The following is a 25,019-nucleotide window of genomic DNA, read 5'->3' on the forward strand; positions in this document are numbered from 1 at the left end:
TTGTTAACACTTGCTGCGCCGCTGGGTGCCGCAATCCGTTTTAACCGAATCAAGAGCAAGGAGCGCCCGATGAATGCCACCTCTTCCGCCACCCATACCATCAATCCGTTAGGCACAGATGGCTTCGAGTTTGTCGAGTACACGGCCCCCGATGCCAAGGGGATTGCTGCCCTCAAGAGCCTGTTCGTTTCGCTCGGGTTTGCCGAGGTCGCCAGGCACAAACACAAGCAGTGCTGGCTCTACCGGCAGGGGGATATCAACTTTGTGGTCAATGCCGAGCCTCACTCCCAGGCGGAGCAGTTTGCCAGCCTGCACGGGCCGAGCGTTTGCGGCATGGCGTTTCGGGTGAGCGATGCGGGCAAAGCCCAGCAGTACGCCATCGCCAAGGGGGCCAAGCCCTTTGTCGGCAAGATTGGCCCGATGGAGCTCAATATTCCCGCCATCTACGGTATCGGCGAGAGCACGCTCTCCTTTGTCGACCGCTATGGCGACAAGGGCTCCATCTATGACGTGGATTTTGTCTTCTACCCCGACTGGCAGTCCCGGATGGCAGAGGTGGATGCCGGTCTTATGGAGATCGATCACCTGACCCACAACGTCCATCGCGGCAACATGGATGTCTGGTCCAACTTCTATGAGCGGATCGGCAACTTCCGTGAAATTCGCTACTTCGATATCGAGGGCAAGCTGACCGGGCTGCATTCACGCGCCATGACCGCCCCCTGCGGCAAGATCCGCATCCCCATCAACGAGTCGGCGGATGACAAGTCCCAGATCGAGGAGTACCTGCGTCAGTACAAGGGGGAGGGGATCCAGCACATCGCCATGGCCTCCAGCGATATCTACCACACCATCCGCACCCTGCGCAGCCGCGGTACCGGCTTTATGCCGACGCCCGATACGTACTACGAGAAGGTGAACAGCCGGGTCGAGGGGCATCAGGAGGATCTGGCGGCCCTCAAAGAGCTGCGCATCCTCATCGACGGCTCCCCCACCAAGGATGGCATCCTGCTGCAGATCTTCACCGATACCGTGATTGGCCCGGTCTTCTTCGAGATCATCCAGCGCAAGGGTAACGAAGGGTTTGGCGAGGGCAATTTCAAGGCGCTGTTTGAATCTATCGAGCTGGACCAGATCCGCCGTGGCGTGCTGGATGGCGGCGAGGATGAGAAGGGTGCCCGCAAAGAGGGAGCGAGCGATGCGTAACTGGATTAACTTTCCCCATCGGGAGGGGACCCACTCCCGGCAGGCCCATGCCGACCTGCCGGAACAGGCCATCTATGAGCGCGAACTGGGGCGCAGCGGCTTTTTCGGCCCAGCTACCCACATGCACCACAAGCATGCCCCCACCGACTGGAGCAGTTGGGAGGGGCCGCTGCGGCCACGGCTGTTTGACCTCAATGCCCTGCAGGAGGAAGTAAGCTCGCTCTCTCCCTGGGTGGCTCCCGACATTCTCAGCAACCCCCATTGCCGCTATCGAGTCTGGCGGCTATCCGAGGCGATGCCGTTTCTGGTGCGCAATGCCGATGGCGACGAGCTGCTCTTTATCCACGAAGGGGGCGGCGAGTTCTTCTGCGACTACGGCCACCTGAGCCTGCGGGACGGCGACTATGTGGTGATCCCCCGTGGCACCATGTGGCGCATCGAGCCGACAGCGCCCCTGTTCATCCTGATGATCGAGGCGACCAACGACAGCTATCAGCTGCCGGACAAGGGGCTGGTGGGCAATCACGCCATCTTCGACCCGGCGGCGCTGGATGTGCCCGCCATCAACGAGCGCTTTTTGGCCCAGCAGGATGAGAATCCCTGGTCGCTGCAGGTGAAACGCCACGATCAGGTATCGGTCATCACCTGGCCCTTCAACCCGCTGGATGCGCAGGGGTGGCACGGGGATTTGTGCGTGGTGCGCCTCAACTGGCGGGATATCCGCCCGCTGATGAGCCACCGCTACCATCTGCCGCCGTCAGCTCATTCGACCTTTGTGGCGAGCCGCTTCGTGATTTGTACCTTCGTGCCGCGCCCCATCGAGAGCGATCCCGGCGCCCTCAAGGTGCCCTTCTATCACAGCAATGACGATTATGACGAGGTGCTCTTTTACCACGCCGGGGACTTCTTCAGCCGGGACAATATCGAGCGGGGCATGGTCACCTTCCATCCCGCCGGTTTCACCCACGGCCCCCATCCCAAGGCGTTTGCGGCAGGGCAGGCCTATGCCAAGAAGTTCACCGACGAGGTGGCGGTCATGCTCGATACCCGCGATGCGCTGAACGTTGGCAGTCTGTGCGAAGGGATCGAGAACACCCGGTATGTCTCCAGCTGGCAGCGCCCGGACGCTGCTGCCGGCAAATAAGGAATCGCTTATGAAATTGGCAACATTGCACAATGGCAAGCGCGATGGCGCTTTGGTGGTGGTGAGCCGGGATCTGACCCGTGCGGTACGGGTGAGCGAGATTGCCCCGACGTTGCAGGCCGCTCTCGACGAGTGGGCCGAGGTTGCCCCCAGGCTTGAGGCTGTTTATCAGCAGCTTAACGAGGGCCGTGTGGCCGAGGCGTTCCCCTTTGACGAAGCGTCTTGCCTCTCTCCGCTGCCGCGTGCCTATCAGTGGGCCGATGGCAGTGCCTACGTCAACCACGTGGAGCTGGTGCGCAAGGCGCGCGGCGCCGAGATGCCGGAAAGCTTCTGGCACGATCCGTTGATGTATCAGGGGGGCTCCGACAGCTTTTTGGCTCCCCGCGGGCCGATTGTGATGGGTTCTGAGGAGTGGGGGATCGATTTCGAGTCGGAGGTAGCCATCATCACCGATGATGTGCCGATGGGAGTAAGCTCGCAGGGGGCTGTCAGTCACGTCAAGCTGCTGATGCTGGTCAACGATGTGAGCCTGCGTAACCTCATTCCGGGGGAGCTCGCCAAGGGCTTTGGTTTCTTCCAGTCCAAACCGTCCAGCGCCTTCTCGCCGGTGGCCATCACCCCGGACGAGCTGGGCGATGACTGGCGTGATGGCAAAGTGCATCTGCCGCTTCTGACCCACCTCAACGGTGCCCTGTTTGGTGCGCCCGAAGCCGGGGTAGACATGACCTTCAGCTTCTTCGAGCTGATTGCCCACGCCGCCAAGACCAGACCGCTCGGTGCGGGCTGTATCATTGGCTCGGGCACCGTCTCCAACTACGATCGCAGCGCCGGTTCATCCTGCATTGCCGAGCGCCGCATGCTGGAAATTCTTGATTGTGATCAAGCTATAACCCCCTATTTGCAGTTTGGTGATAGAGTGTCGATCGCGATGGAAGATCGCTCTGGCCAAAACCTGTTTGGCACTATCTCTCAACAGGTGGTGCCAGCGAGCGGTCAGGGAGGTTGATGGCCAGCGCCGGTTGGCGGCAAGGATATTCGGGATATGTCCGGATCACGACGAGCCCTCAACCGGTGCCGGATACACAAGGAGGCAGGTGGCGAGCACCTGCCGGGCTTCGGGCCCAGATAAGATGCAGGGACAGATTATGTTGCAGTTGTTTGGCTATTGGCGTTCGTCGGCAAGTTTTCGGGTACGGATCGTGTTGCAGCTCAAGGGGCTCGCCTACGAGCAGCATCCCATCAATTTGCGGCAAGGCGAGCAGAGCGAGAAGGCCTATCGCCGGATCAACCCCCAAGGGCTGGTGCCGTTTCTGGTGGATGGCGATGTGCAGATCGGTCAGTCGGTCGCCATCATGGAGTACCTTGACGAGACCTATCCCGCCTACTCTCTGATGCCCTCTTCCCCCGACGCGCGGGCCCGGGTGCGCCAGATCGTCAACATGATCGCCTGTGATATTCACCCGCTCAACAATCTGCGGGTACTCAACTATCTGGAAGAACACTTCAGGGCCAACAACGAGCAGGAGGCCCGCTGGTATCGCCACTGGATTGACGAGACCTTCACCGCCCTCGAACAGCTGTTGATGACCACCGCCGGTGTCTACTGCGTCGGCAACGAAGTGACCCTGGCCGACTGCATGCTGGTGCCCCAGGTCTACAACGCCCGTCGCTACGACATGACCCTGGACGATTACCCCACCATCCGCCGCATCGTCGCCAACTGCGAACAGTTGCAAGCCTTTATCAAAGCCGCCCCCGCCAACCAGCCGGACGCGCAGTGACCTACTGACTTGAATCGCGGGATGGCATCAACACGCCATTCATAAACAAGGGCCCCACTGTGTGGGGCCCTTGTTCGTTAACGGCACTCCAGTTTGCTGGCGTGCCTCTTTCTGTTCAGAGGGGATCAGGCTCCCTGCTCCGGGCGGGCGTCCGGGATCAGCGGATCGGCTTTGCGGCGGCGCAGCAGGCGTACCAGCGGGGGTAGGGTGATTACTACGATGGCCAGTACCAGCAGGGTCTGGCTGATGCCGCTGCTCCACAGGATGGCGGTGTCGCCATTGCTGATGGAGAGGGCGCGGCGCAGGTTCTGCTCCAGCATTTCACCCAGCACGAAGCCCAGAATGAGCGGTGACATGGGGAAGTGCATCTTGCGCAGCAGGTAGCCAAAGACCCCGAGGGCCACCATCAGCAACAGGTCGAAGGTGGTGCTGTGCACCGCATAGACTCCCACCGCCGAGACGCTGGCGATGGCGGGCACCAAAAACCAGAGCGGGATGGAGAGCATGCGGGTAAAGAGCCCCACCATGGGGATGTTCATCACCAGCAGCATGACGTTGGCCAGCAAGAGGGCGGCGATCAGTCCCCACACCACATCGGGCTGTTCGGTGAACATGGTTGGGCCCGGGGTGATGTTGTAGAGGGTCAGTGCCCCCATCATCACCGCCGTGGTGCCCGAACCCGGCACCCCCAGGGTCAGCATGGGGATAAAGGAGCCGCAGGCTGAGGCGTTGTTGGCCGCCTCCGGCGCGGCCACGCCGCGAATGTCCCCTTCGCCGAATTTGGCATTGGGCCCCGCCAGGCGCTTCTCGGTCATGTAGGTGATGGCACTGGCGATGGTGGCACCGGCGCCGGGCAGAATGCCGACGAAGAAGCCGATGGTAGAGGAGCGCAACATGGTGCCGGTGCAATGGACCAGCTCCTTGAAGTTGAACAGCATCCGCCCGGTGGTGCGCACCAGCTTGCCGCCACTGCTGGTATGCTCCAGCATCAGCAGGATCTCGCTCACCGAGAAGAGGCCGATCACCACCACGATAAACTGCACCCCGTCCGAGAGGTGAACGCTGTCGAAGGTGAAGCGATAGACGCCAGTGTTGGCATCCACCCCGACGGTAGCGAGCCCCAGCCCAATCAGCGCGGCCATAAAGGATTTGAGCGGGTTCTGGCTCATCATGCTGCCAAGGCAGGCGATGGCGAACACCATCAGGGCAAAATACTCCGCCGGGCCGAAGGCCAGTGACCAGCGTGCCAGCGCCGGGGCGAACAGGATAATCCCGCCGATGGCGAGCATGGAGCCGACAAAGGAGCTGACCGCCGAGATGGAGAGGGCCACTCCCGCCTTGCCCTGCTGGGCCATGGGGTAGCCATCCAGCGCGGTCATGATGGCGGCGGCATCCCCCGGCACGTTGAGCAGGATCGAGGAGATCCGCCCGCCATACTCGCAACCGATATAGACGGTGGCGAGCAGAATGAGCGCCGATTCGGGGGGCAGTTTCAGGGCAAAGGCCAGCGGCAACAGGATGGCGACGCCGTTGATGGGGCCAAGGCCCGGCAGCAGGCCGACCACGGTGCCGACAAAGCAGCCGATGAGGGCAATAACCAGATTCTCCGGGGTGAGTGCCACCGCAAAGCCCTGGGAGAGGTACATCCAGGTATCCATATTGACTCCTTAAGAGAACCAGACGCCGAGGGGCAGGGTGACATCCAGCAGCCGGTCGAAGGCGAGATAGAGCACCAGACCGCCGACAACGCCGGAGAGCAGGGCGGCTTTGGCAGAGGCGCCAAACAGGCGCCCCAGAACAAAGGTGAGCAGGGTGGTAGCCAGCGGAAAGCCCAGCCACTCGAAGCTGGCACCGTACCCGGCCAGCGCTACTACCATGATGGCGAGGTGGCGCAGGGTACGCAGCGGCGGCCAGGTAACGATGTCCGGCTGGCGGCGCAGCAGCAACAGGGCGCAGAACGCCATCAGGCCGATGATGCCGAGCGGGAAGGGGCGTGGCCCCAGCGGCTCATAGCTGTATTCGCTCTGGATCTGCCAGGCGATGGCGGCGCCTGCCAGACAGAGCAGCAGCCAGATGGCGGCGAAGATGCGATCGCTCATGGCTGCGGCTCCTATTTGGCCAGACCGAAGGCTTTGGCCTGCTCGCGATATTGTGCTACCTGCTCCTTGACGTAGCTGTCGAGGGCCTCGCCGGTGAGGTCAAACTCGAACAGGCCGCGCAGATCCCGCTGCGCCTTGAAGGTGTCGGTTTTCACCAGCTGATCGAAGGTCTGCTTCCACCACTGGTATTCGCTGTCGCTTACCTTGGGGCCGACATAGAAGCCGCGGATCACCGGCCACACCAGGTCATAACCCTGCTCCTTGGCGGTGGGGATGGTGGCCAGCTTGCCGGGCAGCCGCTCGGCAGAGAACACCGCCAGCACCCGCAGTTTGTCGCCACCGATATAGGGCACCATCTCGCTCAAATCACCGGAGACCGCCTGCACATGGTTGCCCAGCAGCGCGGTGACCGGCTCGCCACCCCCTTCAAAGGCGACGTAGCGCATCTTGTGGGGGTCAACCCCGGCCTGTTTGGCCAGCAGCGCCGTCTTCATCCAGTCCTGACTGCCGATGGAGGCACCCGCGCCGATCACCACGCTGTTGGGATCGCGCTCCATGGCGCTCACCAGCTCCTTGAGGTTCTGATAGGGGGCATCGTGGCGCACCGCAATCATGCCGTAATCGGTGCCCACCGCCGCCAGCCAGCGCACATCGTCCACCCCGTAACGGCCAAATTTCCCCTGGGAGAGGTTGAGCAGGGAGCCACCGGAGAAGGCGACCACGGTCCCCGCCTCGGCAGGGCGCTGGGCCACGATGGCGTTGTAGGCCACGGCGCCGACCCCGCCCGGCATGTAGGTGACCCGCATCGGCTTGTCGATGGTGCCGGTCTCCTGCAGGCTCACCTGCAGCAACTTGCAGGTGAGATCGAAGCCACCGCCCGGTTTGGCTGGTGCGATACATTCGGTACGGCTCGGGGTCGTGGCACTCTCGGCTGCCTGCAGTGGCAGGGCGCCGAGCAGGGTTAGCAGGGCGAGGGCATGACGTGTGCGTTGCTTCATGGTTGTGTGCTCCATCTTGTCGTTGTTTTTCCTGGGTGTGACTCCGTCGATAGACGAAGTGATGCGAAATTGTTAAAACAACAACCTTTCATTCACCTTTCAATCGCTGACCAAGAGCCGGGAGTGTGACTCTGATCGCACCTTCTCCCACAATGGCAGTGACGAAGGGATTCAGTTGAAGTAGTAAGGCTGAATGCTGCGGTTAGGAACAAGGGGAGAGGGATGCGCTTGCTGTTGGCAGAAGATAATCACGAACTGGCCCACTGGCTGTCGCGGGCACTCACCAGCGCCGGTTTCGCGGTGGATTGGGTGGCTGACGGGGCTCAGGCTGATCACCTGCTGCGCCACGAACAGTACGCGCTGGCGGTGCTCGATATCGAGATGCCCAAGCTCGACGGGCTGGCGGTACTCGGCCGGTTGCGCAGTAGGGGGCAGGGGGTGCCGGTGCTGCTGCTCACCGCCCGCGGCGCGGTGGAGGAGCGGATCTGCGGCCTCAATGCCGGTGCCGATGACTATCTGGCCAAGCCGTTCGATCTGGGGGAGCTGGATGCCCGGTTGCGAGCCCTGCTGCGGCGCAGCGAAAGCGGTGGTGCCGAGCTGCGGCTGGGGCGCCTGACCCTGCACCCCGACGGCTATTTTCTGCTGGCCGATGCCCGCCTTGCCCTGACTCCGCGCGAACTGGCGCTGCTGACCGCGCTGATGTACCGCCACGGGCGGCCGGTCGCCAAGGGGCAGCTGTTCGAGCAGGTGTTCAACCTCGATGACGAGGTGGGGCTCGACAGCATCGATCTCTATATCCACCGGCTGCGCAAAAAGCTGGTAGGCAGCGGGGTGGTGATCACCACCCTGCGCGGTCTCGGCTATCTGCTGGAAGCGGCGCCGGAGGCCTCCCATTAGTCGCTCCCTGCTCCATCAACTGCTGCTATTTCTGGGGGGCCCCTTGCTGATCCTCTGGGCCGCCTCGGCCTGGTACAGCTACTACGGCGCGCTGGCGGCGGCCACCTCGGCCTATGATCGCACCCTGCTCGCCTCTGCCCGCACCGTCGCCGAGCGGCTGACGGCGGCCGAGGGCAGCCTCAAGGTGGATGTGCCCTACGTGGTGCTCGACAGCTTCGAGCGCAACATGCGCGATCGCCTTTTCTATCAGGTGCGCGGCATCGACGATAGGGTCATCTCCGGCTTTGACGACCTGCCCCCCATGCCGGACGGTACGCCCCTGACCGACCGCTATCCGGCGCTCGCCTACTTCTACGACGGCCTCTATCAGGAGGCGCCAATCCGCGCCGTGATGTTGCTGCAACCGGTAGGCGAGGGGGGCGTCACCGGCATGGCCCGCATCACGGTGGCGGAAACCCTGCTCGGCCGCCAGCAACTGGCACAGCAGTTGCTCTGGTCGGCCCTGTTGACCCAGGGGGCGCTGGTGGTGCTCACCCTGCTGCTCGCTTATCTGTTGCTCAAACGGCTGCTCACCCCGATGCGCCGTTTGTCGCGGGAGATCCTGCGCCGCGATGCCGCCAATCTTGCCCCCTTGCCGGATTTGCTTCCCTGGCAGGAGACCCGGCCGCTGGTGCAGGCGTTCAACCGCCAGCTGGCCCGATTGCGCCAGCTGGTGGCCCGGCAGGAGCGCTTTAGCGCCGATGCCGCCCATCAGCTGCGCACCCCGCTCACCATCCTGAAAACTCAAGTTGAGGTGGCGCGCGGCAGTGGCGATCCGGCCCTGATGAGCGAAAGCCTCGATGCCATGGCCGTGCGGCTCGATCACACCATCGCCCTGACCGAACGGCTCCTGCTGCTGGCGCGACTCAAATCGGACGAGTGCTCCGGGCTGCGCCAGCGGGAGCCCATCGAGTTGACGGCGCTGGTACAGCAGGCCTGTCTGTCACGGTTGGCGCAGGCGCGCAGCAAGGGGATCGATCTCGGTTACGAAGGGGAGGAGTCCGCCATCATGGTGGCGGGGGAGCCGCTGCTGCTCGGGGAGCTCTGTGCCAACCTGCTCGACAACGCCATCAAATACACCCCACCCCACGGCACGGTGACGGCGCGGGTGGTGCGCAGCAATGGGCAGATCTGGCTGGAGGTGGAGGATAGCGGCCCCGGCATCGCCCCCGAGGTGGCGGAACGAGTCTGGCAGCCGTTCCAGCGCCTCGAGCAGGGGAGTGAACAACCGGGAGCGGGGCTTGGTCTGGCACTGGTGCGCGATATCGCCCACTACCACCACGGCGAAGTGGTGTTGCTGCCAGCGACCCAGCTGGGTGGCTTGCTGGTGAGGTTGATCTTGCCGCTGGCAACATCGTGAGGGCGATAAAAAAGAGAGGGCACCTCGCGGTGCCCTGTTTATCTACACATAGATGGCGTTGGGGGGTCAGCTGCGGATCTTGTTGAAGACAAACAGGACGATAAGGGCGCCCACGGTCGCCAGCGCAATGCTCGGGATATTGAAACCGGTCACGGAGCCCAGCCCCAGCAGGGTACCCACGTAGCCGCCAACCATGGCGCCGACAATCCCCAGCAGGGCGGTCATGAAGAAGCCACCGCCATCGCGGCCCGGCATGATCCACTTCGCCAGAATACCAACCAACAGTCCCAATACGATCCAGGTGATAAAGCCCATGGATTAATCCTCTCTGTGTGTTTGAGCCCGCATTATAGGCAGGGATGCCGGGATGCGAAGGGCCAGACGGCGCTGGCCGGTCACAAGCTGTCGGACGGCGGCCAGTGCTGGTCGGGCTGCACAGTCCGGTTATGAGCGGCTGAATGGCGGTATGTGCGCCGCCAAACAGGCGGGGGATGGCCCACGTAAAGGCCAAAATGAGAAAAGCCCCGCAAGCGGGGCCGGGTTTGTGACGGGGTTGTGCCCTCACTTCTTGAGGTATTTTCTGATCGCCTTGCCTGAGGTGCCGACTGCCTTGACCGCCCGTTTCAGCTGGACTTCGGTGCACTCGAACATTTTGATCCACTGCTTCATCTCATAGGGATCGTTGACATTGATCTTCTTGGCATCGAACGGGTGAGCGACCGCATTGCTGTCAGGCATACAAACCTCAACTTGTTGAAATAGTTGGCGAGAAAGACATTTCTGCCTGAGCGCCATCATCCTCTCAATTGGCAAGGGGCAAGGTGACGGAGTTCACACAACCTGGGGCCTGAGGGAGGTGTGCAGGTTTGCTTTGCTGATCTGTGAGCGATCACCACTTATTCGCTCGCGCCTTATGGGCAGTGAACCGGATGGCGCGAACGATGGGGAGTGATGGGGACTGGGGGCTTTGTGGTCAACCGGACTGCGGGCTATCAAGCCTCTGCCAGCGCCCGCATTTCCAGCCGCTGCTCGCCGGGGCGACAGACCAGCACCGAGCCTTGCTCGAACCAGTCTCCCAGCACGATGCGCCGCGCCGGCTGGCCATCGAGGGTGAAGTCGTGGATGGCAGGTCTGTGGGTATGGCCGTGGATCATCATCCGGCAGTCGTGGGCGCGCAGGGTGTCGTCCACCGCCGCTGGCGTCACATCCATGATGATCTGGCTCTTGTGGGCATTCTCCATCTGGCTTTGGCCGCGCATCTTGCAGGCGATGGCCTGACGGCGGGCGAGCGGCAGCCGCAAAAAGAGCCAGCGCAGCCACTTGAGCTGGGTGATGCGACGAAACTTCTGATACCCCTCATCCAGGGTGCAGAGCAGATCGCCGTGGCTCAGCACCACTCGCTCCCCATAGAGGTCGATAACGCAAGGGTCACCCAGCAATGTCATCCCAGCGCGCTTGGCAAACTGCTGGCCCAGCAGAAAGTCGCGGTTGCCGTGGATAAAGTAGATGGGCACGTTCTGCTGGCTCAGGGCCAAAAAGGCATCGGCCATCTGCTGATGGAGCGGATTGGGGTCATCATCGCCAATCCAGAACTCGAAGAGATCCCCCAGCACATAGAGGGCATCGGCGCCGGGGGCGTCGTGCTCGAGAAAGCGCACCAGTGCCGCGGTCATATCGGGCCGCTGGGCAGAGAGGTGAATGTCACTGATAAAGAGGGTGCTCATGATGTGGGGGTCGGGCTCTCGGTCGAAACAGGGCAAACAGGGGTGGCAGAGATAGTAGAAACAACTGGGGACGAATAGTGCGCTGCGGGCGCCATCGCGCCAGTTGAGGTATGGATATCGTCACGGGATGGCGGCTGCCATGACAGCTTGGCCAGATTGCGCCCCTCCAGCGTCAGCAGGGCGGCATAAGGATCGCCCGCCAGCCCCAGCAACCGGCACATGGCTGCTTCCCCTTTCAATCCCTCTTCAAGGCGAAGGTGCAGCACTTCGCGGTAGAAAGCATCGCCAAAGCGTTGTAGCAAAGCCGCCATCAGGGTGAGGTGGCGCCAGCCGTTCAGCGTCTCGATGGGGACGGGGGTGACATAGAGCTCCAGCGGCCAGCTGGCCTCGCTCTTGTCAGAACCGCTATTAGCAAAGTGCTGGTCGAGGCAGGAAAAGGTGCGCTCCAGCAGCCAGACATTGTCGCCCTTGTCGCTCGCCTGCCAGCCTTGCTCTGCAAAAGTAGCGGCAAACGCCGCCGGATCGGGATGCTGGCAGAGGATATCGAGATCGCTGCCCGGCCGATCGAGGCCGATGGCGAGCGTGCTCACCAGCGCCATATCGCTGCACTGCGTGGCAAGCTCATCCCACAACCCGGCGGTGAGCAGGGCATGGGCCGAGCGCTGGCGCGGGTTGCCGTGGGCCAGATAGTCGAGGCGGCGCCAGTTTGGGCTGGCAGTGGAGGAGGCAGATGGAAAAACTGCGGCCGGGGCCGCAGTTTTGTCAGTGCCGAGTCGGCAGAGATCAGTCAGCAAGGGTCACCTTGGTGATCACCACGTCTTCTACCGGCACGTCCTGGTGGATGCGGCCGTAGTTACCGGTCTTGACGCCTTTGATCTTGTTGACCACGTCCATGCCGGCAGTCACTTCACCGAATACGCAGTAGCCGAAGCCCTGAGTGGTAGCGGATTTGAAGTCGAGGAAGTCGTTGTTGTTCACGTTGATGAAGAACTGGGCGCTGGCAGAGTGCGGCTCCATGGTGCGGGCCATGGCGATGGTGCCGATCTTGTTGGACAGGCCATTGGCCGCTTCGTTCTTGATGGGAGCGCGGGTGTCTTTCTCTTCAAAGCCCGGAGCGTAGCCGCCGCCCTGGATCATGAAGCCGTCGATGACGCGGTGGAAAATGGTGTTGTCGTAGTGACCGTCACGGCAGTATTGCAGGAAGTTGGCCACGGTTTCCGGGGCTTTTTCAGCGTTCAGGGTGAGGGTGATGTCGCCGTGATTGGTGTGCAGAGTGACCATGATATGTCCTTTCATTTGATGCGGGCGACGAAGTGCCCGCAGGTGTATGGCATAAAGTGGTGGCAATTCTAGCCCATCAGGGGCTGGCGGCATAGTCTCTCAGGCGCCGTAACCGTGCTGGCAGGCGGGATTGGCCCGCTTTTCTGCCTCGTTTTCTGCCCCCGAACGGGGTATTATGACCAACCATTTTACTCACAGGCAGTGGTTAGAAGATGCTGAAGATATACAACACACTCACTCGTCAAAAAGAAGAATTCAAACCTATCCACCCGGGCAAGGTGGGCATGTATGTGTGTGGTGTCACCATCTACGATCACTGTCATATCGGCCACGGCCGCACCTTCGTAGCCTTTGATGTGGTCGCTCGCTACCTGCGTTACGCCGGTTACGACCTCACCTACGTGCGCAACATCACCGACGTGGATGACAAGATCATCAAGCGCGCCGCTGAAACCCGCGTCACCTGCGACGAGCTGACCGAGCGTCTGATTGGCGACATGCACGCCGACTTCGACGCCCTCGGCATGGTGCGCCCGGATATCGAACCGCGCGCCACCCAGCACATCGAAGAGATCATCGAGCTGGTGCAATCCCTGCTGGAAAAAGAGCACGCCTACGTGGCGGACAACGGCGATGTGATGTTTATCGTCGAATCCTACGCCGACTACGGCAAGCTCTCCGGCCAGGATCTGGAGCAGCTGCAAGCCGGTGCCCGCGTTGACGTGGTCGATGCCAAGCGCAACCCCTTGGACTTCGTGCTGTGGAAGATGTCCAAGCCCGGCGAACCGACTTGGGAAAGCCCCTGGGGCCCGGGCCGTCCTGGCTGGCACATCGAGTGCTCCGCCATGAACTCCAAGCACCTTGGCAACCACTTCGACATCCACGGCGGCGGTTCCGATCTGCAGTTCCCGCACCACGAGAACGAGATCGCCCAGTCCTGCTGCGCCCACGGTGGCGACTACGTCAATACCTGGATGCACAGCGGCATGGTGATGGTGGATAAAGAGAAGATGTCCAAATCCCTTGGCAATTTCTTCACCATCCGTGACGTGCTGGCCCACTACGACGCCGAAACCGTCCGTTACTTCCTGATGTCTGGCCACTACCGCAGCCAGCTCAACTACTCGGAAGATAACCTCAAGCAAGCCCGCGCCGCGCTGGAGCGCATGTACACCGCCCTGCGCGATCTGCCGGTAGCCGTTGCTGCCGGTGGCGAGGAGCAGGTGGCTCGCTTCGTTGATGCGATGGACGATGACTTCAACACCCCGGAAGCCTACTCCGCACTGTTCGATCTGGTGCGCGAGATCAACCGCCAGAAGGGTGAAGACATGGCCGTTGCCGCCGCGCTGGGCGCCCGTCTGCGCGAACTGGGCGCCGTGCTCGGCATCCTGCAGCAAGACCCCGAGGCTTTCTTGAAGGGTGACGAAGCGGACGAAGAGGTTGCCGAGATCGAGCGCCTGATCGCCGAGCGCAATCAGGCCCGCGCCGACAAGAACTGGGCCGCCGCTGACGCCGCCCGCAACCGTCTCACCGAGATGGGTATCGTGCTGGAAGACAGCGCCGGAAAGACCAGCTGGCGCCGGGCCTAAGGTCGGTGGGCCTTGTTGGCGTCTGGTGCCAACAGGTTAAGCCAATAAAAAAACCGCAGCCCTTGGGCTGCGGTTTTTTATTGCATTGATTATGTCATATAGTTCCACATTTTTGAGTTAAATCATGGTGACACAAATATTTTAAGTTCGACATCATTACTGTGTGCATTTGATAGCCAGCTCTGTATTAGTTGGTATGCCTGTAATGATTCACTGTTTGCTGTTGACCCCTTAGCTAACTGCTCGGAAAAATGCTTCCGTGAAAAGCTATTAGCCGCGACTATCCAAATTTCTTTTCTTACAGCATGAGAACTCCGTCTTTGGGCGATAAGATCCCAAACCTCGTTAAGCTTTTTTTCTCTATCTATATGATCTTGAGCCGAATAACGCTGGCGATTAAACATTCTAATTCTTTCGTTCATAAGTAACTTAGCACTATTTTTTGGCCATGGTGATAAAAGTTCAGTCCAGTTCCCTGGCTTTAGTTTAGTATTATTGCTAGTTAACATCTCTATGTTTTTTATGGCCTGAGAACCAACTTCTGCAAGCCCACCAGCCGAAGACTGCGGTCTAGTCGTTGAACTTCCACATTTAACATGAACGTAGACTAATTTTTCTGTAGAGGAAAGTATAAAATCAGCGGGCTCAGTTCCCATGTCGGTATTTATAACAAGATCTGCTTCTGGTATATATTTATAGAAAGGCCCTAAATCTTCAATTGTAGGATTAGGTAAGGAATATGCTTTGAGCTTGTCTAGCAGATAAAAAATAGAATCCTCACTAAACTCATCATTATTTATGACCTGATAGACGCTATCTTTGAACCCTTTTTCATCAAGATCCTTATTCAATAAACATGCTAGACCAACAATAACACTTGATAAATTGGAGTCATCTAAAGAAAACGATTTTTCTATTGGTAACTGTAGCTGGTAAAATCTACCACTTGAATATCCTATGCCACGTTCAAGTAGAGCGCAGTGTAGATTCTTAGCAAGAAAGTCAATGATATTTTTATCCGGTTCAATGTCAGGGTCGGTAGAGAATAAAATATCACTATCGGAGGAAAATTGAAAGAATGGCTCGTTTTCGATAAGATTTGCAGATATATGGCTGTCAGCAATATTAGGGTCTAGTAAAAAACCAGATTTGAACTCTCGATATATAAAGTTATTGTCGACACTAAATAAATTCCCATTAACTTTAATACTTAAAGGGCTATTTAGGGCACTGAAGTCAAAAATAACACTGAGAATATTCAGGTTTGACTGTGGTTGAATTGGCTTTGCAAATGAATCTATCAATGCACTAGTTTTTTTCCCTTTTATTGTGAATTGTACTGCGATATGTTCAAGCCAATCATTTAATTCAGCTAGGCTGAAAGAATAATCTTTCTGATCTGAAATCCGCCCAGAGTCAACACCTACATAAAAACTACCAGATTTTTTATTAAATTGGTCGTATGTGTCGCATCTCAAAGTAGCTAATCGATAAGCGGCATTTCCTTGAGTATCTACTAATTGCTTATCTAGATCATCACCTTTTACAACCACACTTTGTGGCCTTCTTTTTGTTGTGCTAAATGATTTACTACTAGCTTCTGTTGTTTTTACTGATTCCCCTGAAGACATAATGCTAAATAGTTTGTCTTGGACAATCGCGCTACCTAAATTAAGTTCTTCATCATAATCAAATCGCCTTCCTCTACTATCGTATACTGCAATGATATCTTTGGATATTTCTTTCAACAAAGTTATTTCTAAGGACGGTTCAAAAAAGAAATGGTCTTTTAAAAACTTCGATTTGTTGAATGCAATAGATACGATCAGTTTTATATCGAAATCAGTATCAAATTGTTTTGCAAGTTCACCAGCATTATTGCTTCTCCAGAATAACAAGTCTGACATTACATGTAAGCTAAATCCATTTGATTTATTTAAAAAACAGACGGATGCGGTTGGAATAATCAGAGATGATGACGGCGTAAAATCATTTATATTAAATTTAGATAAAAATCTGTTTCCATAATAACTAGCATCAGGAAAAGCATCTAGATATGTATCTATTAATTTATTTGTATCGAGAGAGGCTATAAATTTAGTTATGGCTTCTGGCGTGCTTAGCGAGGCATCAAATTTTCGATAATTAAGCCATAATTGATGATTTATCCCTTGAGTAAACTCAACCACTTCTGGGTTTACATCATCAAATAATCTTACAACTCGACCAATGGTTTGTACTAGTTCCCTGCCACTATTAACCGGGTAGGTCAAAATGAGCAGTTTAGCTTGAGGAATATCAACTCCTTCATCAAGTTTACGCTGATGAATGATTATGTCATACGCTGATTCTTTAAGATTTTTAGGAACGGATGATTTCACATTATCACGCTTGTCATTGGCATACTGCTCATGGATTGCAAGAATTTTGAAATGCGAGTTCAATAAGTTGTAGTAATCAACGATGTCAGAAAATTTGTTGCATTTTATTATACACTTAGTGCCTGGGTTTAAATCGAAAAAATATTGGATATGATTTATTAGTTCATCATATTCAATAGTTTTAAATGTAGGCTCACATAATATACCATCAGATAATGCTCTTTCAAATGAGTATATAAAACTAGAGTTTCCGTTAATATCAAATTGGAATAGGTCATTACGATAAGGTGTTGCAGTAATAACTATTTTATGGGCTTTTAAACCTCGGACTAGTGTTCGCCATACGGGAGATGGTTCTGAATGTCCCTCATCTATTATTATAAGGTCAATGTTGTTTTTTAAAACCTTTAGCTCATCTTCATTGAAAGATTGTAATTTTTGGAATGTTGAAATATAAATCCCGTTCTTAGATGTGTCATCAATCTTAGAAAAAACAGTCTTTTTTAAATCATATTCGTTGGCGGTTATTTTGCTAAAAAAACCACCGCTAACCTCTAGAATTAGCTGGTCACATACTGCTCTTCTATGACACAAAACTAGAATTCTTTTCTGCATTGCTTGGTGACAGAGTATAGCAATTACACCTGATTTTCCGGCACCGGTAGGTAAACTTATAAGGCATGATTTTATCTCATCTGAAAATGGCTTTTTTATATAATCCAGCCCTACATTTATACTTTCTTTTTGACATGTTCGTAAATTATCCCAAAGAACGTCATTGATATTAAAATTGTTTGTAGTCATCAATTTATACCTAAATAATGATATTAAACAGAGCCGTATTTTTCGATTCGAAAAGCATAATGGGATGTGCGAGAAAAAGGTAGTTACCACTACAAAGCATTCACTATCTGGCCTTCAATATAAAACCGTTTCCCAATAGATATCTGTGCCGCTTGCTGTTCTGCACACCATGAATTTTTCACCTATGAAATCATATCGATGGCGCTTGTTGCATTGGTGCGACAATCTGCTCTCGCCATGGGGTGGACGAAGGGTTGGTTCTGAGATAAGGGTTCCCCAATTGATATCCCGATAACACTGGGATGGGAGCAGTACACGAAGTTCATTGCCCCGCTATTTCTAAGTACGGTTTTCAACTTTCCAATGGTCACCTTCACTAGATGGTTTTTTATTTTTATCGCCATCCATACATCGAGTCACTTTATTTTTTCCTGTGCCCATTAAAAGCGGGAACCAAATAGGATTTTGATCTTTGGCAAGCATAAAATAGACTGGGTCTTCAATGCTTACGTTTTGTGGCTCTTTTGGGCTGCAAAGTAAAAAGTGAGGCTTTACATTTGGCCATGTATCTTCATCGCCGAAAATAGCCTTAAATCGCTTGTTTTTACTGTTTAACTGAGCGTTGCTAAAATAGCTATCGCCTTTAGCCTCAATCATCACAATATGGGTTGTGTTTTCGTGATCAACAAAGGCAATAAGAAAGTCGACATCTTCTTGAGTGCCTGATATTTGATAGTCAGTTTCAATTCCATTTTCATCTATGAAATTGCGTTCTACGCAGCTCGCAGTGTTGTTTTTAGTGAGGTACAAGCTGGCATAGATCCAGTCAAGGTGATAGTCCATCGCGGCAAAGTATTCTCTGGGGATCTTTATACCGATTAGCTCTGATATTTTATCAAGCTGTTTGTCATCCATGCGAAATTCTGGGTTTCCTAGCATTTGGCCAATTAGGTAAAACCGCTCTTTGCGGTTAAACGATTTCAAATTATTAATTAGGTTATTGCTCATATAAATCTCGAAAATGTATCTTGTCTGATAGGAAGTAATACAATGGAAATCGGTGTATATCGCAGGGTGTAATGAACGAAGTGAATTACACCTCTATCTCAGATTGGCATGAATCCTGTGTCTGATATTTTCCTCGGGGCTACGGGTCGGGTGTTGCCCCCTGTAGTTCGCCGAGCGAGCGCCGCTGGGACAAACGGGTGAACCGAGGGAACCCGACGCAGGAGGGCGAACAAGTGGGGGAGAAGACTTTTGGTGATATTTGCCAAAGAGAGCGGGTCTTTCCAAAGTCACTCGCCAAGCCGCGCAGCGGCGGCGAAACCCCATCGAGGACGGAGTCCTCGTGTCCTGCATGGCGAAGCCATGCCAATTAGACGGCGATATTTCGTCAAGCAATGACGTTACCGACCCCTCACCCTAGCCCTCTCCCGCAAGGGGAGAGGGGACAGTTACCGCGGACGATTACGCTTCGCTAATCGACCCTACGCTAAAGTCGCTACCGCCCCTGACTGTCGCTACCAGATTGCGCCGTTGACCATTGATCTCGGAAAAGGGGTCAACAGACGCCCATCGCCATATTACGGAGCCAGAGTGGCCTTATCTATGGTTTTGATGAGCTAACTATCAGAAAAGAGTGGTTTTTTGCGCTGGCACAAACTTTTATTAATTAGCGATTAGTTGATGATTGTCGGGGCTTGGTAGTGGCAGGGCGGTGGGGTGACGCCGCGAGAGGAGTGCAAACGGTAAAAAGCGAAGGGGCCCGCAGTGGGCCCCTTGTTGTTGGCGCTCGACGCCGCGCCGCTATTTGGCGGCGGGGGTTGGGAAGTATTTGCTGTGCAGCAGCGGGTATTCGCTGCTCGCCAGCACCTGGGTCAAGCCGGTCTGGAACTCCTTGACCAGCTCGTCGCTCACCGGATGGCTGAAGGCGAAGCAGAACTGCTCCGAGCTCAGCACCCACTGCTCCTTGAAGCGGGCGGGGTCGAGTTTTTGTTCGACGATCAGCTGCTCCATGGTGGTCTTGTTGGTGGAGACCAGATCGACCCGGCCGGAGGTGAGCATCTTGAGCGCCTGTGCCAGCCGGTTGGCGGCCATCAGTTTGGTCTCGTCAAAGCCGTTGTTGAGCAGCAGTTGCTCCCCCACATCGGCCCGCACCGCCCCGATATTGAACGCCTTGGCATCGTCGAGCCTGGTGATGGTGATATTGCGATCGGCCAGCCCCACCAGCACGATCTCGGCATACCCGATAGGGCAGGCCCACTTGAACAGGGGATCCCGCGCCTGGGTGCGGGCGGTGGAGAAGAGCACCGCATTGGGCTTTTGGGTCAGCAGGTAGTAACCGCGCGCCCATGGCATGATGGTGATGGGCTGCGCCGGTGTATTGGTCTTTTTCCATACCAGTTGCAGCAGCTCGACTGCGAGGCCGGTGGGGGCGCCGCTGGCATCGGCGTAGTTGTAGGGTTTGTACTCTTCGGTGATGTAGTGCAGTTTGCCGAGCTCAGGACTCGCCTGTGCGAGGGTGGCCAGCAGCGCCCCGGCCAATCCAATCCATGGTTTCATTTTTGCCATCCTGATCAAGGGAATATCTGCTCAAGTGTGACCAAGCTGGCCGATTTCGCCAAGGCGACGGAGCATGTTTGGCAAAAAAGCGCGGGTGCACAGTCCCATCCTGCGCCCAATGTCGGCGGCGATCAGGGTGTTAGCGCAGCGGCAGGTATTTGGCTTGCAGGGCCGAGAAATCCGCCGAGGCGACGACATGGGTCAGCGCCTGCTGAAAGAGGGCGACCTCGCTGTCGGACACCTGACGGCTGAAGGCGTAGCAGAGCGGTCTGGCATCCAGCACGAAGGCGACATGAAAGTCATCCGGCTTGAAGCCGAGCTGCTGCAGGGTTTGATAGCCCGCCAGCTTGTTGGTCGCAAAGAGATCGGCGCGACCTGAGGTGAGCATTTTGGCCGCCTGGGTGAGACGGTTAGCCAGCATCAGCTGGCGCTCATCGATACCGCGTTCGAGCAGCAGCTGTTTGGAGACGGTGGAGCGCACCACGCCGACCTTGTAGCGGCTGATCTCGGCCTCCGAGCCGAGGGTGATGTTGTCCGCCTTGCGCCCCAGCAGCACAAATTCCGAGTGATCGATGGGGCAGGCCCACTTGAAAAGCGCCTCCCGCTGCGGGGTGCGGGCGGTGGCAAACAGCACCACATTGGGTTTTTGTTGCAGCAGGTTGTAGCCCCGAGCCCAGGGCATCATGCGGATGGGCTGGGGCGACACGCCGCGCGCTTTCCAGATAAGCTGCATCAGCTCTACCGACAATCCGGTTGGCATCCCTTGCTGGTCGCTGAAATTAAACGGGGGAGAGATTTCGCTCAGATACTCGAGCTTGCCCGGATCGGCCTGCGCGAAGGTGGCCCACAAGAGCAGTAGCAGATGAGGTAGGTGCCATGTCCGCACGGGAAAGATCCTTCGCAATCAACTATGTAGCCCAGTTTGACTGCTTGTGGCGGGAATAGCTAGCCACCTCTATTGCATCTTTCATCAATAAAATGGGCAGCGAACTGCTGCCCAGCGGGTGAGTGAGTGCTCAGCGCACCGGCAGGTATTTGGCCTGCAATTTGCGAAACTCCTCCGAGGCAAGGGCGCGGGTCAGGCCCTGCTGAAAGAGGGTGATCTCGCTGTCGGGCACCTGACGGCTGAAGGCGTAGCAGAGCTGCTCGGCGCTCAGCACCATGGCCACGTTGAAGTCGTCGCTATTGAGCTTCAATTCGCGGATGGCATCATATCCCGCCAGCTTGCTGGTGGCGAGCAGGTCGGCGCGGCCGGAGAGCAGCATCTTCAACCCCTGCGACAGGCGGTTGGCCGGGATGATGTTGTTGTCATCCATGCCGTTGTTGAGCAGCAGCTGCTCGGCGGCATCCGAGCGCACCGCGCTGATCTTGTACTGGCTCATCTGATCGAAGGCGGTCAGGGTGATGTTTTGCGCTTTGCGGCCGAGCAGTATGTACTCCGAGTAGCCGATGGGGCAGACCCACTTGAAGAGATCCTCCCGCGCCTGGGTGCGGGCGGTGGAGAAGAGCACCACGTTGGGCTTCTGGGTTAGCAAGTAATAACCTCGCGCCTAGGGCAGGATGCGCACCGGCTGGGGTGTCACGCCGCTGTGTTGCCAGATCATCTGCAGCAGATCGACCGCAAGGCCGGTGGGCTGGCCTTGCGGATCGCTGAAGTTGTAGGGGGGGTACTCTTCGGTGAGGTACTCGAGCTTGCCCAGATCAGCCCGGGCCGTCGAGGCCCAGCAGAGCAGCAACAGATGACAGATCAGCCATATCCTCATTGGGAACATCCTTAGCGATCAACCTTCCCTTGAGTGTGACCATGAACAGAGTAAATAGCCACTCACTGCCGCTACCAGCGGGCGCGGATCTGCCCGATGGGCTGGTAGGCCTCATCCCGCAGCCCCACCAGCAGGGTCTTGCCATCCGCTTGCAGCCGGAACTCGCCGTAGCGGGCCGCTTCGTATTGCTCCCCCGTGCCCTCTTCAAAGAAGTAGGCATCGGGGCCGATCTGCCACTGCCGCTCGCTCTGGTGCACCTGCAATAGCCGCTCATCGCTGGCGAGCCGATCCGGTTTGCCATCGGCCACCAGACTGGCCACCTGATGGGCATCGAGGCGGATCACCAGGGTGTCGATGCCTTTGTTTTGAGTAGTACGGGCGTCGCGGCTGGTCAGCTCGCGGGCAATTTCATAGTTGAGCCGCATGTAATCCCCCTGCATCAGGGAGCGGGGATCGACCGGAGCAAGCCGCAGCAACACCACTTCGCCGCTGCTCATGGCGTGCTCATAGCGCCAGACGGTGGCATTGATGCCCGCCAGGATGGCGAGGCCGCTCAGCAACAGGGCGAGTTGTCGGGTGGCGGGTTTCATGAGTCGCTCCTTGCCGCAAAGGTGGTGAGCAGCTGGCGGGCCACCAGCAGCAGGATGCCGGAGCCCAGCAGCAGCCAGGATTTGGTCATCAGGGTGAGCCCCAGATCGTAGTAATAGAGCGAGCCATAGCCGAGCAGCAGCAGGGCCGAGAGGGTCATCAGCCCCAGACTGCCGGCATAAAATCCGAGGATCAGTACCAGTGCGCCCGCCCCCATGCCGGGGATGATGGCGCTGATCAGCACCAGTGGCAGGCCAAACAGCAGGGGGAGCCTCAGCTTCACCATCACCGCCAGCAGCAGGGCGGCGCAGAGCAGGGGATTGAGCCAGAGCGGCAGGCGGGACAGCCCCAGTTCGTCCAGCACGCTGCTGCCGCCATCCCAGAGCGGATGGTGCAGGCGGCCCAGCACCAGCAGGGAGAGGGCCAGCCCCAGCGTGATGGAGTGGTAGAGTTGGTGACGGGCGGGATCCCTATCTGCCCGCAGCCAGCAGAAGGTGATGGCCGCCATCACCAGCGGCAGCGCCAGCAGTTGCAGCCCGAGGCAAGCGAGGCCAAGGGTGAGCAGCAGGGCCGCCGCCACGCTGTGAAACAGCCGCACCAGCCAGTGATCGAACAGCACGGCGATGGCAAGGGACAGCAGGCACAACCCAAACCAGAGCAGGGCATGATGGAGATCAAGCTGATCGAGCAGGCCATAGAGCAGCCAGGCATCGGCCGCTAGGGTGAGGGCCAGCACGAACTGATCCCAGAGATCGCCGCTTTGGCTGCGATTGAGGGCGTAGGCCCCCGCCAGCAGCACGGCCCCGAGCAGCAGGGCGCTGTTGGCCTCGCGGGTCAGCTGTTCGAAGGTGAGAAACAGGAAAAAGAGCAGGAACAGGGCGGCAATCCACCCCACCAGCCCCAGCATAAAGCGGCTCGACCAGTGGGGCTGGGTATCACTGGGCTGATCCCCTTCCACCAGATTGGCCTGTTGCAGTGCTTGCCAAAGGGTCAGATCACTCATGAGACCTCCGTTGTTGTTGCAGCCAGCGGGCGGCGGTGACAGAAAGGCCGATGGCAATCAGGCTCAGCAGCAAGAAGCCGTTGATGTCGGGCTCCATCCACTTGCCCAGCGCCGCGAGGATGACGGCAATCAGGCTGAGGCACCCCATGGCGAGTCCGGCGATAAATCTGTGGTGCCACAGGGCATAGGCCGCAGCGAGCCAGCCAAGCCAGAGCGGCCACACCAGCGGGGAGGCGACATCAAACAGCGCCAGCAGGGTGAGCAGGGTGGCCCCCAGACCGGCAGCAAGGCCCGCCAGCCAGCTTGGCATCAGGCGCCAGCGGTTTGGCGCCAGCAGAAGCAGACCCCAGAGGGCGGCGTTGAGCAGGGTAAGGCACCAGCCCAATCCCTCTTCATCGAAGGTAAAGAAGAACGTGAACAAACCGAGCCGCCAGTAGAGCACCAGCGCCAGCTGGCCGAGCAGCCAGCTTAAGGTCCAGAGCAGGGGACTTTGGCCAAATGCCGCCAGCGGCACCAGCATCAGCGCCCAGGTGGCGAACAGTTGCCAGGGATCGGCGCCGGTCTGGTAGGTCTGACCCACCAGCGCCAGCAGGGCACCGATATTGAGGGCGATGGCGAGCAGCAGCGCCTGACGGGGGGTATCCCCAAGGGGTTTGCGCCACAGCAGAAGCAGCATGGCGAGCAGCGGCGCCTCCAGCAGGGCGAGGCGGGAGACCCGGCCCAACTCCTGCCAGTTGAAGGCAACGAAGAAGATGAGGCCAGCCCCGATGCAGAGGGCGCCGAGCCAGAGCAGCAGCCGGTCAAACAGCCACTGCCAGCGCGCCGGATGGGGGGGAAGATCGGCGAGGGTCAGGGCGTCCGCCAGCTTCTCTGGCGCCAGCCGTCCCTGTTTGACCCATTCGAGAAGCGTCTCTCTTGATACGTTGTGCATGGGGGGACTCCACGAGGTTTGCCCCATTATGGCATGAGGTCCCCGCAACCGTGCACTGCCCCTTGGCTGTAGGGCAGGTGGTTGCGACAGCGGGTTACGCACTAGACAAAGCAGCAAACAAAAAAGCCCTCCGAGGTGGAGGGCTTGGTCAGCGGAAAAGGCGATCAGGCAAAGATCAGGGTGCTCACCCCGAGGCCGACGAAGAGGATGGCGCAGGCGATGCGGATCCCCTTGAGCGGCAGCTTGTCTGCCCCCAGCTTGCCGATCAGCACCACCGGCACGTTGGCCAGCATCATGCCGAGGGTGGTGCCGGTAATGACCTGTACCAGCGAATCATATTTGGCGGCCAGCAGCACGGTGGCGATCTGGGTCTTGTCGCCAATCTCGGCGATGAAGAAGAGCACGAAGGTGGCCATAAAGGGGCCGTATTTATCCAGCGAGCTCTCCTCGTCATCCATCTTGTCCGGCACCAAAATCCAGATAGCCATGGCGATAAAGGCGATGGCGACCAGCCAGGTCATTATCTTGGGATCGAGCCAGCGGCTGATGAACTCACCAATCCAGGCGGCGCCCGCATGGTTGAGCAGGGTAGCCGCCAGCATGCCGGCGATGATGGGCCAGGGCTTGCGAAAACGGCAGATGAGCAGCAACGCCAACAGCTGGGTTTTATCGCCGATTTCGGCAATAGCGACGCTGAGGGTTGAGGTTAACAAGGCTTCCATAAAAATGACCGGGGGACGGAATTGTTATAAACCAAAGACAAGCCTGCGCCATCCGTCCCCGGTATTGGCACTGGCCCGTCAAAGGTCTTGTCAAATCCATGGCTGGCATGGATCACCCTGACCATGGTGATTTGGCACCAAGTATGT

General features: G+C 57.5%; 23 protein-coding genes and 1 pseudogene. 7 read left to right on the forward strand and 17 right to left on the reverse strand.

Going from position 1 to position 25,019, the window contains the following annotated elements; translation table 11 throughout:
* The first annotated feature begins 69 nt into the window (after positions 1-69).
* The 4 genes from hppD to maiA all read left to right on the forward strand — a co-directional run bounded on the left by hppD (position 70) and on the right by maiA (position 4,131).
* Positions 70-1,206, forward strand: a complete 1,137-nt coding sequence (gene hppD, locus I6L41_RS03800) for a 4-hydroxyphenylpyruvate dioxygenase (RefSeq protein WP_216962102.1) — start codon at positions 70-72, stop codon at positions 1,204-1,206.
* On the forward strand, positions 1,199-2,350 hold the full coding sequence (locus I6L41_RS03805; protein WP_216962104.1) for a homogentisate 1,2-dioxygenase: 1,152 nt from the start codon (positions 1,199-1,201) through the stop codon (positions 2,348-2,350). Before hppD ends, I6L41_RS03805 begins: the two co-directional genes overlap by 8 nt.
* Before the next feature lie 10 nt (positions 2,351-2,360).
* The gene (locus I6L41_RS03810) at positions 2,361-3,356 is read left to right on the forward strand and encodes a fumarylacetoacetate hydrolase family protein (RefSeq protein ID WP_158113976.1); all 996 of its coding nucleotides are present in this window, start codon (positions 2,361-2,363) and stop codon (positions 3,354-3,356) included.
* Positions 3,357-3,495: 139 nt separating this feature from the next.
* A complete protein-coding gene (gene maiA, locus I6L41_RS03815; protein WP_005361400.1) occupies positions 3,496-4,131 on the forward strand; it encodes a maleylacetoacetate isomerase in 636 nt (211 codons plus the stop codon).
* A 125-nt stretch (positions 4,132-4,256) separates the two neighbouring features.
* On the opposite strand, the gene I6L41_RS03820 is transcribed toward maiA, so the two are convergent.
* The 3 genes from I6L41_RS03820 to I6L41_RS03830 are packed head-to-tail and all read right to left on the reverse strand — an operon-like array spanning position 4,257 to position 7,228.
* Positions 4,257-5,789: a tripartite tricarboxylate transporter permease gene (locus tag I6L41_RS03820; protein ID WP_193860758.1), complete on the reverse strand. Its 1,533-nt coding sequence runs from the start codon at positions 5,787-5,789 to the stop codon at positions 4,257-4,259.
* Positions 5,790-5,798: 9 nt separating this feature from the next.
* The gene (locus tag I6L41_RS03825; RefSeq protein WP_216962106.1) at positions 5,799-6,230 is read right to left on the reverse strand and encodes a tripartite tricarboxylate transporter TctB family protein; all 432 of its coding nucleotides are present in this window, start codon (positions 6,228-6,230) and stop codon (positions 5,799-5,801) included.
* 11 nt (positions 6,231-6,241) lie between these two features.
* Positions 6,242-7,228, reverse strand: coding sequence for a tripartite tricarboxylate transporter substrate binding protein (locus tag I6L41_RS03830; protein WP_005350924.1), 987 nt, complete (start codon positions 7,226-7,228; stop codon positions 6,242-6,244).
* A 222-nt stretch (positions 7,229-7,450) separates the two neighbouring features.
* Here I6L41_RS03830 and tctD point away from each other — a divergent pair, with 222 nt between their 5' ends.
* Positions 7,451-8,125 carry a transcriptional regulator TctD gene (gene tctD / locus I6L41_RS03835; protein ID WP_005350926.1) on the forward strand — a complete coding sequence of 225 codons (675 nt, stop codon included), beginning with the start codon at positions 7,451-7,453 and terminating at the stop codon, positions 8,123-8,125.
* A gap of 43 nt (positions 8,126-8,168) precedes the next feature.
* The gene (locus I6L41_RS03840) at positions 8,169-9,524 is read left to right on the forward strand and encodes a sensor histidine kinase (protein ID WP_216962108.1); all 1,356 of its coding nucleotides are present in this window, start codon (positions 8,169-8,171) and stop codon (positions 9,522-9,524) included.
* 66 nt (positions 9,525-9,590) lie between these two features.
* Here I6L41_RS03840 and I6L41_RS03845 read toward each other — a convergent pair whose 3' ends face one another.
* From I6L41_RS03845 to I6L41_RS03865, 5 genes are all read right to left on the reverse strand, one after another.
* Positions 9,591-9,839 carry a GlsB/YeaQ/YmgE family stress response membrane protein gene (locus I6L41_RS03845; RefSeq protein WP_005359720.1) on the reverse strand — a complete coding sequence of 83 codons (249 nt, stop codon included), beginning with the start codon at positions 9,837-9,839 and terminating at the stop codon, positions 9,591-9,593.
* Between the two features lie 246 nt (positions 9,840-10,085).
* Positions 10,086-10,262, reverse strand: a complete 177-nt coding sequence (locus tag I6L41_RS03850) for a DUF3606 domain-containing protein (RefSeq protein WP_005337420.1) — start codon at positions 10,260-10,262, stop codon at positions 10,086-10,088.
* Between the two features lie 254 nt (positions 10,263-10,516).
* Entirely contained in the window at positions 10,517-11,248 is a 732-nt protein-coding gene (gene lpxH / locus I6L41_RS03855) for a UDP-2,3-diacylglucosamine diphosphatase (RefSeq protein WP_216962110.1), read from the reverse strand.
* A complete protein-coding gene (locus I6L41_RS03860; RefSeq protein WP_216962112.1) occupies positions 11,245-12,042 on the reverse strand; it encodes a DUF4269 domain-containing protein in 798 nt (265 codons plus the stop codon). The genes lpxH and I6L41_RS03860 overlap by 4 nt, the downstream gene beginning before the upstream one ends.
* The gene (locus I6L41_RS03865; RefSeq protein ID WP_005337417.1) at positions 12,032-12,529 is read right to left on the reverse strand and encodes a peptidylprolyl isomerase; all 498 of its coding nucleotides are present in this window, start codon (positions 12,527-12,529) and stop codon (positions 12,032-12,034) included. The genes I6L41_RS03860 and I6L41_RS03865 overlap by 11 nt, the downstream gene beginning before the upstream one ends.
* 212 nt (positions 12,530-12,741) lie before the next feature.
* Here I6L41_RS03865 and cysS point away from each other — a divergent pair, with 212 nt between their 5' ends.
* A complete protein-coding gene (gene cysS, locus I6L41_RS03870; RefSeq protein WP_216962116.1) occupies positions 12,742-14,118 on the forward strand; it encodes a cysteine--tRNA ligase in 1,377 nt (458 codons plus the stop codon).
* 122 nt (positions 14,119-14,240) lie between these two features.
* Here cysS and I6L41_RS03875 read toward each other — a convergent pair whose 3' ends face one another.
* The 9 genes and pseudogenes from I6L41_RS03875 to I6L41_RS03915 all read right to left on the reverse strand — a co-directional run bounded on the left by I6L41_RS03875 (position 14,241) and on the right by I6L41_RS03915 (position 24,872).
* A complete protein-coding gene (locus tag I6L41_RS03875; RefSeq protein ID WP_216962119.1) occupies positions 14,241-17,303 on the reverse strand; it encodes a DEAD/DEAH box helicase in 3,063 nt (1,020 codons plus the stop codon).
* 339 nt (positions 17,304-17,642) lie between these two features.
* The gene (locus I6L41_RS03880; RefSeq protein WP_100646151.1) at positions 17,643-18,311 is read right to left on the reverse strand and encodes a hypothetical protein; all 669 of its coding nucleotides are present in this window, start codon (positions 18,309-18,311) and stop codon (positions 17,643-17,645) included.
* Positions 18,312-19,109: 798 nt separating this feature from the next.
* Positions 19,110-19,865 (reverse strand): ABC transporter substrate-binding protein, encoded by a 756-nt coding sequence (locus I6L41_RS03885; protein WP_216962121.1) that lies wholly within the window; start codon positions 19,863-19,865, stop codon positions 19,110-19,112.
* 139 nt (positions 19,866-20,004) lie between these two features.
* Positions 20,005-20,751 carry an ABC transporter substrate-binding protein gene (locus I6L41_RS03890; protein WP_216962125.1) on the reverse strand — a complete coding sequence of 249 codons (747 nt, stop codon included), beginning with the start codon at positions 20,749-20,751 and terminating at the stop codon, positions 20,005-20,007.
* 130 nt (positions 20,752-20,881) lie between these two features.
* Positions 20,882-21,628: pseudogene (locus I6L41_RS03895) on the reverse strand (substrate-binding periplasmic protein).
* Positions 21,629-21,699: 71 nt separating this feature from the next.
* Complete coding sequence (locus I6L41_RS03900) at positions 21,700-22,218, reverse strand: GDYXXLXY domain-containing protein (RefSeq protein WP_216962127.1); 519 nt, start codon at positions 22,216-22,218, stop codon at positions 21,700-21,702.
* Positions 22,215-23,219, reverse strand: coding sequence for a DUF4401 domain-containing protein (locus I6L41_RS03905; RefSeq protein ID WP_216962130.1), 1,005 nt, complete (start codon positions 23,217-23,219; stop codon positions 22,215-22,217). Before I6L41_RS03905 ends, I6L41_RS03900 begins: the two co-directional genes overlap by 4 nt.
* Positions 23,212-24,150, reverse strand: coding sequence for a DUF2157 domain-containing protein (locus tag I6L41_RS03910; protein ID WP_216962134.1), 939 nt, complete (start codon positions 24,148-24,150; stop codon positions 23,212-23,214). The genes I6L41_RS03905 and I6L41_RS03910 overlap by 8 nt, the downstream gene beginning before the upstream one ends.
* A gap of 164 nt (positions 24,151-24,314) precedes the next feature.
* Complete coding sequence (locus tag I6L41_RS03915; protein ID WP_005337386.1) at positions 24,315-24,872, reverse strand: TMEM165/GDT1 family protein; 558 nt, start codon at positions 24,870-24,872, stop codon at positions 24,315-24,317.
* Between the last annotated feature and the right edge of the window lie 147 nt (positions 24,873-25,019).

The organism is Aeromonas sp. FDAARGOS 1411, from assembly GCF_019047125.1.
Taxonomy (GTDB): domain Bacteria; phylum Pseudomonadota; class Gammaproteobacteria; order Enterobacterales; family Aeromonadaceae; genus Aeromonas; species Aeromonas veronii.